7 protein-coding genes and 1 pseudogene are annotated in these 7,527 nt (G+C 62.5%); 6 read left to right on the top strand and 2 right to left on the bottom strand.

Annotated elements, in window-relative coordinates; translation table 11 throughout:
* Together FS320_RS47715 and FS320_RS08635 are read left to right on the top strand one after the other, a co-directional pair.
* Positions 1 to 111: pseudogene (locus FS320_RS47715) on the top strand (IS5/IS1182 family transposase); the annotation flags it as partial.
* 43 nt (positions 112 to 154) lie between these two features.
* Positions 155 to 469 (top strand): ATP-binding domain-containing protein, encoded by a 315-nt coding sequence (locus FS320_RS08635; protein ID WP_338105309.1) that lies wholly within the window; start codon positions 155 to 157, stop codon positions 467 to 469.
* 179 nt (positions 470 to 648) lie between these two features.
* Here FS320_RS08635 and FS320_RS08630 read toward each other — a convergent pair whose 3' ends face one another.
* On the bottom strand, positions 649 to 2,514 hold the full coding sequence (locus tag FS320_RS08630) for a glycosyltransferase (RefSeq protein ID WP_152710847.1): 1,866 nt from the start codon (positions 2,512 to 2,514) through the stop codon (positions 649 to 651).
* Between the two features lie 31 nt (positions 2,515 to 2,545).
* Between FS320_RS08630 and FS320_RS08625 the strand changes: the two genes are divergently transcribed.
* Both FS320_RS08625 and FS320_RS08620 read left to right on the top strand, forming a co-directional pair.
* On the top strand, positions 2,546 to 3,460 hold the full coding sequence (locus tag FS320_RS08625) for a transporter substrate-binding domain-containing protein (RefSeq protein WP_152710845.1): 915 nt from the start codon (positions 2,546 to 2,548) through the stop codon (positions 3,458 to 3,460).
* 105 nt (positions 3,461 to 3,565) lie between these two features.
* On the top strand, positions 3,566 to 5,299 hold the full coding sequence (locus FS320_RS08620) for a lysine--tRNA ligase (RefSeq protein WP_152710843.1): 1,734 nt from the start codon (positions 3,566 to 3,568) through the stop codon (positions 5,297 to 5,299).
* A gap of 7 nt (positions 5,300 to 5,306) precedes the next feature.
* Here FS320_RS08620 and FS320_RS08615 read toward each other — a convergent pair whose 3' ends face one another.
* A complete protein-coding gene (locus tag FS320_RS08615) occupies positions 5,307 to 5,939 on the bottom strand; it encodes a S24 family peptidase (protein ID WP_152710841.1) in 633 nt (210 codons plus the stop codon).
* A 154-nt stretch (positions 5,940 to 6,093) separates the two neighbouring features.
* On the opposite strand from FS320_RS08615, the gene FS320_RS08610 reads away from it, so the two are divergent.
* Both FS320_RS08610 and FS320_RS08605 read left to right on the top strand, forming a co-directional pair.
* The gene (locus FS320_RS08610; RefSeq protein ID WP_152710839.1) at positions 6,094 to 6,438 is read left to right on the top strand and encodes a DUF952 domain-containing protein; all 345 of its coding nucleotides are present in this window, start codon (positions 6,094 to 6,096) and stop codon (positions 6,436 to 6,438) included.
* Positions 6,435 to 7,520 carry a quinone-dependent dihydroorotate dehydrogenase gene (locus FS320_RS08605; protein ID WP_152710837.1) on the top strand — a complete coding sequence of 362 codons (1,086 nt, stop codon included), beginning with the start codon at positions 6,435 to 6,437 and terminating at the stop codon, positions 7,518 to 7,520. Before FS320_RS08610 ends, FS320_RS08605 begins: the two co-directional genes overlap by 4 nt.
* Positions 7,521 to 7,527 lie beyond the last annotated feature (7 nt).

Raw genomic sequence — 7,527 nt, 5'->3', positions numbered from 1 at the left:
AACCGGCGGCTCGCCAAGGACTACGAACGCTTGGTCGAGACCGGCGAGATGTTGCTCTATCTCGCCATGAGCCGCATCCTGCTGCGTCGCCTCACGCGAAAGGAAAGATAATTGCTCACCAGCCTCTAATGGAGAAGTCGGCATCGTCCGTGAGGTGAGCCGCACAGAGGGCGAACTCACGGTCGCATTCGACGACAGGCTCGTGGTCTACACGCTCAGGGAACTCGACGAGTTGGCCCTCGCCTATGCCGTCACGATCCACAAGGCGCAAGGATCGGAATATCCGGCGGTGATCATTCCTGTAGCGTTGCAGCAGGCCTCCATGCTGCGGCGCAAGCTCCTCTATACGGGCGTGACGCGCGCAAGCCGCCTCGTCATCCTGATCGGAAGCCGCGCCGCACTGGCTCAGGCCGTCACTCATGAGGAAGAGCCACGCCTCTCCAGATTGCGGAACTGGCTCCAGGCCTGATCCCTTTCCCTTGGACGCGGAGCGCTCTATGTTTGGTCCGCAGCGGCCGCCTTTGAAGGATTTGAACGCGTGAGTGCGGGAACGGGACAAGCCGAACAGCAGGAGAGACGGGTCCGTGTGAGCCTTCTGGCCGGCGCGGTCCTGTGTCTGGTCGCATCTGGCGGTCTCCTCTGGTGGCGCTATGGTGGCGCCGTCTTCAACGATCTGGTGTCGACTACCCTAGCCTGGTGCTTCTGAACGAGGCCGCTCCGCGATGTCCGGGCGTGGCCATGGCTCGTCTTGTTCCAGCGGAACGTTGCAGTCGCCAGTTCCCACAAACCTCTCCAGGCCGCGAGGCTGACAAGCCCGTAATAGAACGGAAGCAGCGGCACCCATGGCAGAAGCCGCCAGAGTCGGCGCCTGTGAAGGGCAAAGCACGCCGGAACGACGATCGCAATTGCTCCGGAGAAGAACAGCGTCAGGCTGTAAGCATGTCCCATGAGCTCCCATCGCGAAGCGAAGAGTCTGGCCGTTCCGGAAAGCCACCATGTCAGGAACAGCGCGGAAAAGAGCGGATAGACCACGGCGCTGAGCACGATGCCCCAGGTCAGAACAAGAGCGCCATAAAAGCGCCAGATGCCCAATTGCCGGAGCAAAGCCCCGGGCTTGCGCGAATGGCTGGTCGCGGTCTGGACGTAACCTTTCATCCACCGGGTTCGCTGCCGCATCCAGACGCCAAGGGTGCTGGGTGCCTCCTCGAGGGTCGAGGAAGGAAGATCCCTGACTTCGTAGCCCAACCGTGCCAGACGAATGCCGAGATCGGCATCCTCGGTGACGTTCCAGGCATCCCAGCCATGGATTGCCTTCAGGACCGAGGTGCCGCCCAAGAGGATGGGGCTTCCGATCTCCGCCAAGCCGGGATTGAACACATCGAACAAGGCTGCGTACTCGATGGTGAACAACCGCGTGAGCCAGGAATCGTCCGTGTTGTCGATGGTCAGACGCGCCTGAAGGCAGGCGACGTTGCGCGGCAGACCTGCAAACCGGGCGACAGCCAGGCGCAACTGGCCGGGATCCGGCACGTCTTCGGCATCGTAGATGACCGTAAAGCGGCCCCGCGCCAGGGGCAGAGCGACGTTGAGCGCCCGCGGCTTGGTGCGCGGCTCGCCCTTGGGGGCGACGATGATCTCCGTATTGCCCGGCAGTTCAATAGCCTGAAGAGTTTCCAGCGTTTCGCGGTCATCGGTTTCGAGCACGAGCTTGATGTCGAGCTTCGCCGCAGGATAATCGAGCCGCGACAAGGCATGGATGAGCCGGGCAGCCACCCGCTTCTCGCGGTAGAGCGCCGCGATGATCGTATAAACCGGCAGACCGGTATCCTCGGCGCGGGGCAACTGGGTTTTCGGCTCAATGGGATTGTTCAAGATCGAGGCTGCGAGCCGCAGGACGATCATACCCAGGAACAGCGGCCCCAGAGCGGCACCCATGATCGTGACGGTCGCCTCCGGAGCGTGGCAGATGCCGAACGAGATGAGCGCAACACCGATGGACAGTACGGCAATCTGCGCATAGCTGAGATCGGTTGCCAGATCGGGAGTCCGTTCGGCCAAATCGGACGCGGCCCGATGTGCTATCCACGGGCCTCGAGCGCGAAAGACCGCTTCTCTCATTCGCGATGGCGAGGTGATCGCAAGCGGCCCACCACGGGGCCGCGTTCTGAGGAAGCGGGCGAGCGCCTCACCGCGTGGCGCCATCACGAAGCCGGATTTCCGGTTTCCCAAGGGGGCGATGCCCGCCAAGACGCTGTTGGGATAATGGGCTGATCGCGACAGGCGGGGGGCCGCCAAAAAAGGCAGCTGGAGTTCGGTCGCAAGGGCGCGGTAGAAATCATCCTCGCCGACGAGGTTGTGCTTCAGCAGAAATTCATCGGCCGGCACCCCGACGGATCGAGCGAGGATCGCGGCTTGGCGCAGGGTTTCCGGTGGATGCCCGTGATGGGCCAGGAAGCCGATCTCGACCGGCAGTGCTGTTGACTGTGGGCTTGGCTCCGCTAGACCCAGCTTCATGAGCACAAGACACTTTCGAAAGACGCGCTTGATGGGTGCGGGGTCGCGTGCAAGAGAATATCAGCTTATGCTTCGAGATATCATTACATTGATTGCGCGCTTCCCTTCCAAGATCAAGCTCCCTGCGCATATTTGGGCCTTATCGGCTCTTTTGTTGTTGCCGAGCCTTGCGCAGGCGCAAGGCGTGGCCATCCCGAACTTCTGGGATCCCAAGGCGCAGCTCGACCGGCCCGACCTGCCAGCTACCCGCACGATCCGCTTTCTCGTCGATGACGACTTTCCTCCGCTTCATTTTCCTGGGCTGGACGGCAATCCGACCGGGCTCTCGGTGGAACTCGCCCGCGCCGCCTGCGAGCGTCTCGGCATCACCTGCACCATCCAGGTCCGCCGTTTCGACATGTTGCTCGACGCCCTGAACGAACGGCAGGGCGACGTGGTGGCTGCCGCCATTCCCGTGACGGCGGATCTGCGGCGGCGTTTCGCCGTGACGGCCCCGTATTTCAAGATTCCGGCTCGCTTTGCCGTGCGAAAGGACCGCAATCAGCCCACTCCCGAAGCCAGGGCCTTTCAGGGCAAGACCATCGGCGTTGTCGGCGGCACGGCCCATGAGGCCTTCGCAAAAGCCTTCGTGACCGGCGCTACCCTCAAGCCCTATGCGGAGCTGGCCGCCGCTCAGGCTGCCCTTAAGGCAGGCGAGATCGACTACCTGTTCGCCGATGGCCTCGGCCTTGCGCTCTGGATCGGGGGAGAGGAGGCGGGCGGATGTTGCGACTTCTCCGGCGGGCCTTATCTGGAGAGCCGCTTCTTCGGCGAAGGGATCGGCTTCATCACCCGAGCCGAGGATGAGAACCTGCGCCGGGCCCTGGATTTCGCCCTGCAGCAATTGTGGAAGGAAGGAAAATACGCCGAGCTCTACCTGCGTTTCTTCCCGATCAGCCCGTTCTAACCTTCCCTCTGCCTTGGAGCGGACGGGTTTATCGCATTGACCCTAACAGGTCTGATCCCTAGTGTGCCGCGCTTCTGGAAGCATTTTCCCGCAAGCACTAGGCCCATGTCTCACCCTCTGACCCTTGATCCTGCCCTGATCGACGCCGCCCAGACTGCCACCGCCTGGCCTTTCGAGGAGGCGCGCAAGCTCATCGAGCGGCTCAAACGGACGGGAAAGAAAGAGGCTCTGTTCGAGACGGGCTATGGCCCTTCGGGCCTGCCGCATATCGGGACCTTCGGCGAGGTCGCCCGCACCAGCATGGTGCGCCATGCCTTCCGGGTGCTGACCAGTGATACCATCCCGACGCGCCTTGTCGCCTTTTCGGACGATATGGACGGTCTGCGCAAGGTGCCGGACAACATTCCGAACAAGGAACTCGTGGCCTCCGCGCTCGGCAAGCCGCTGACCCAGGTGCCGGATCCTTTCGGCACCCATGAGAGCTTCGCGCATCACAACAATGCGCGCCTGCGCGAATTCCTCGATGCCTTTGGCTTCGACTACGAGTTCATGTCCGCGACCGAGTGCTACAAGGCCGGGCGCTTCGACAAGACGCTGCTCACCGTGCTCGAGCGCTACGACGCGGTGATGGCGATCATGCTGCCTTCGCTGCGCGAGGAGCGCCAGCAATCGTACTCGCCCTTCCTGCCTGTCCACCCGAAGACCGGCATCGTCATGCAGGTGCCGATCGACGAGCGCAAGCTCGACGCGGGCACGATCGTATGGCGCGATCCGGATACGGGCGAGCGCTTCGAGACGCCAGTGACGGGCGGCCATGCCAAGTTGCAATGGAAGCCCGATTGGGCCATGCGTTGGGTGGCGCTCGGCGTCGATTACGAGATGGCGGGCAAGGACCTGATCGACAGCGTGAAGCTGTCGGGCGAGATCGCCAAGGCTCTCGGCGGCCTGCCGCCGGATGGGTTCAATTACGAGCTCTTCCTGGACGACAAGGGCCAGAAGATCTCCAAGTCGAAAGGCAACGGGCTCACCATCGACGAGTGGCTGACCTACGGCACGCCGGACAGCCTGAGGCTGTTCATGTTCAACAAGCCGCGCGAGGCGAAGAAGCTCTACTTCGACGTGATCCCACGCCAGGTCGACGATTACCTGACCTTCCTGGAGAAGTACCCGGCGCAGGATGCCAAGGCGCGCCTGATGAATCCGGTCTGGCATCTCCATTCGGGCGAGCCGCCGGCTCCCGAGCTGGTGTCGTCCGACGGAGGCAATCAGCCCGGCACGACGATCTCCTTCTCCATGCTGCTCAACCTGGTGGCGGTGGCGAATTCCGAGGATCCCAACGTGCTGTGGGGCTTCATCCGCCGCTATGCGCCGGGTGTTTCGCCGGAGACCCATCCGCGTCTCGACAGCCTCGTGAAGCGTGCCGTGCGCTACTTCGAGGATTTCGTGAAGCCGCAGAAGGCCTATCGCCTGGCGGACGAGGTCGAGGCGGCGTCGCTGCAGCGACTGGAAGAGGTGCTCGGCTCCTTCGAGGCCGGAGACCGTCCGGCGACGGCGGAAGCGATCCAGGAAGAGATCTACAACGTGGGTCGGGCCGAACCGCGCTATCAGGATCTCAAAGCCAAGGGCGCAACGCCCGAGCGCCCGGGCGTGTCCATCGAGTGGTTCAATACGATCTATCAGGTGCTGCTGGGCGAGCCCCGCGGTCCGCGCTTCGGCTCGTTCATCGCTCTCTACGGGGTGAAGGAGACGCGGGCGCTGATCAGAAAGGCGCTCAATGGCGATCTCGTGCGCGAGCACGAGGCTTTCCTGAAGGAGCGCGGGGCCGGCCGCGCAGCCTGACGAGCGCCTACTGCCGCGCCCACATGATCCGGGCGGCCCAGGAGACCTCTTCAGTCGGGATCATCTGGTCTTCCTGATCCTTGGCAAGGGACGTCATTTCCAGAGTCTTGGCCGAGCGGCGCTTGAGCTCCTTGGCCAGAATTTCCCCACTGGTCGTGCATACGACGATCCGGTCGCCCTTGCGGGTGCTGGCCGTCGGCGAGACGATGAGGACGTCGCCGTCGCGGTAGAGCGGGGCCAGGGCATCGCCCGTAACTTCGAGAGCGAAAACCTTCTCCTGACCGAAATCGGGAAACTCGATCTCGTCCCAGCCCGGACCTTCGTTCGGCATGCCTTCTTCGTTGAAGACGTTGCCGGCTACCGCGTCGTCCATGCCGATCAACGGGATCATGGAGCGGCGCAAGGAACCGGAGGGCTCGACGAGGCGGAGAAAATCCTCCAGGGTCGCGCCGGTGGCTTTCAGGATTTTCGAGATCGACTCCGTGGAAGGCCAGCGCTCCCGGCCCTCGGGACTCACGCGCTTCGACTTGTTGAAGCTGGTCGCGTCGAGACCGGCCTTGCGAGCCAGTCCTGATGCGGTCATGCCATGGCGTGATGCCAATGCATCGATAGCAGCCCAGACGCGCTCGTGAGATAACATTGTACTAACCTTCGCTAGGAGCGAAATAAATGAAAGCGAACCTATAATTAGGAATTAAATGTGACCGAAAGCTTAGACAACTGGCAACAGACTATTGAGACAATATGTCTAATTTGGGTTGCTCCTGATGTGACGCACGGCTAATCAAGACTTCATGCGCATTATTTATAAAATTTGCCCCGCTTTTCTTTGGCAAGAGGCTGAAAAGGCCGGCTCCTTCGAAGGAGCGCCTGTCGATATCCAGGATGGGTACATCCATTTCTCAACAGCCGAACAGGTCCGTGAGACGGCTAAAAGGCACTTTGCCGGGCAGGACGATCTGCTGCTGGTCGCCGTCGATGTCGATTCGCTGGGCGAAGCCCTTCGTTACGAGCCTTCCCGCGGTGGAGACCTGTTCCCGCACCTCTATGCTCCGCTGTCCCTCTCCGCCGTTCGATGGGTGAAGCCACTGCCCCTCGGCCAGGATGGCCAGCACATCTTTCCGGAACTTGCCCGATGATCGGCGCTCTCTTTTCCCTGGCCAAACCCGCTCTTCATGCGCTCGATGCGGAGACGGCGCACCAGCTGACGATCCGTGGATTGTCCCTGATGCCGATATCGCCGGCGCCGGTGGACGATCCGCGCCTGTCCGTCGATGTGTTCGGCAGGCATTTTCCCAATCCCGTGGGACTTGCGGCAGGCTTCGACAAGCAATGCGAAGTGCCCGACCAACTCCTCGGTCTCGGCTTCGGCTTCGTCGAACTCGGTGGCGTGGTGCCGAAGCCGCAAGAGGGCAACCCGCGGCCGCGGGTTTTCCGGCTGACACGCGATGAGGCCGTGATCAACCGCTTCGGCCTCAACAGCGAGGGGCTCGATTCAGCCCGCCGGCGGCTCGCGAGCCGTCGCGGACGCCCGGGTATCGTCGGCGTCAATATCGGGGCGAACAAGGATTCGACCGACCGGATCGCCGATTACGTTCTGTGCATCGAGCGTCTGTGTGGTTTGGCCGATTTTCTGACGATCAACGTATCCTCGCCCAACACGCCGGGATTGCGCGATCTGCAGGGAGAGGCGTTCCTCGACGATCTCCTCGCCCGCAGCATGGACGCACGCGACAAGGCGGACCAGGGCAGGCGCAAGACGATCATTCTGTTGAAGATCGCACCCGACATTTCGCTCGATACGCTCGATGCGATCGTCGCCACGGCGCTCAAGCGCGGCATCGACGGGCTGACCGTCTCCAACACGACCACTGCCCGGGCCGACAGCCTGAGGGAGAAGGCGCTCGCCTCGGAAATGGGCGGTCTGTCCGGCAAGCCTTTGTTCGTCCCGTCCACAAAACTTCTCGCCGAGACATTCATGCGTGTGGAGCGCAAGTTTCCGCTCATCGGTGTCGGCGGCGTCGACTCCGCGGAAGCGGCCTGGACCAAGATCCGCGCCGGCGCGAGCCTGGTGCAGCTCTACTCGGCCATGGTCTACAAGGGGCCCGGCCTCATCGGCGACATCAAGCGCGGGTTGTTGCAGACGCTCGAAAACGAAAACACGTCGCTGGCGCAAGCCCTCGGGCGCGATGCATCGGCGATTGCGCAGGGGCGGCTTTAAGATATCC

This window comes from Microvirga tunisiensis (genome assembly GCF_009296175.1).
GTDB classification, from domain to species: Bacteria; Pseudomonadota; Alphaproteobacteria; order Rhizobiales; family Beijerinckiaceae; genus Microvirga; species Microvirga tunisiensis.
Note: the sequence above shows the minus strand (reverse complement) of the source record. Positions and strands in the feature narration are given on the sequence as shown.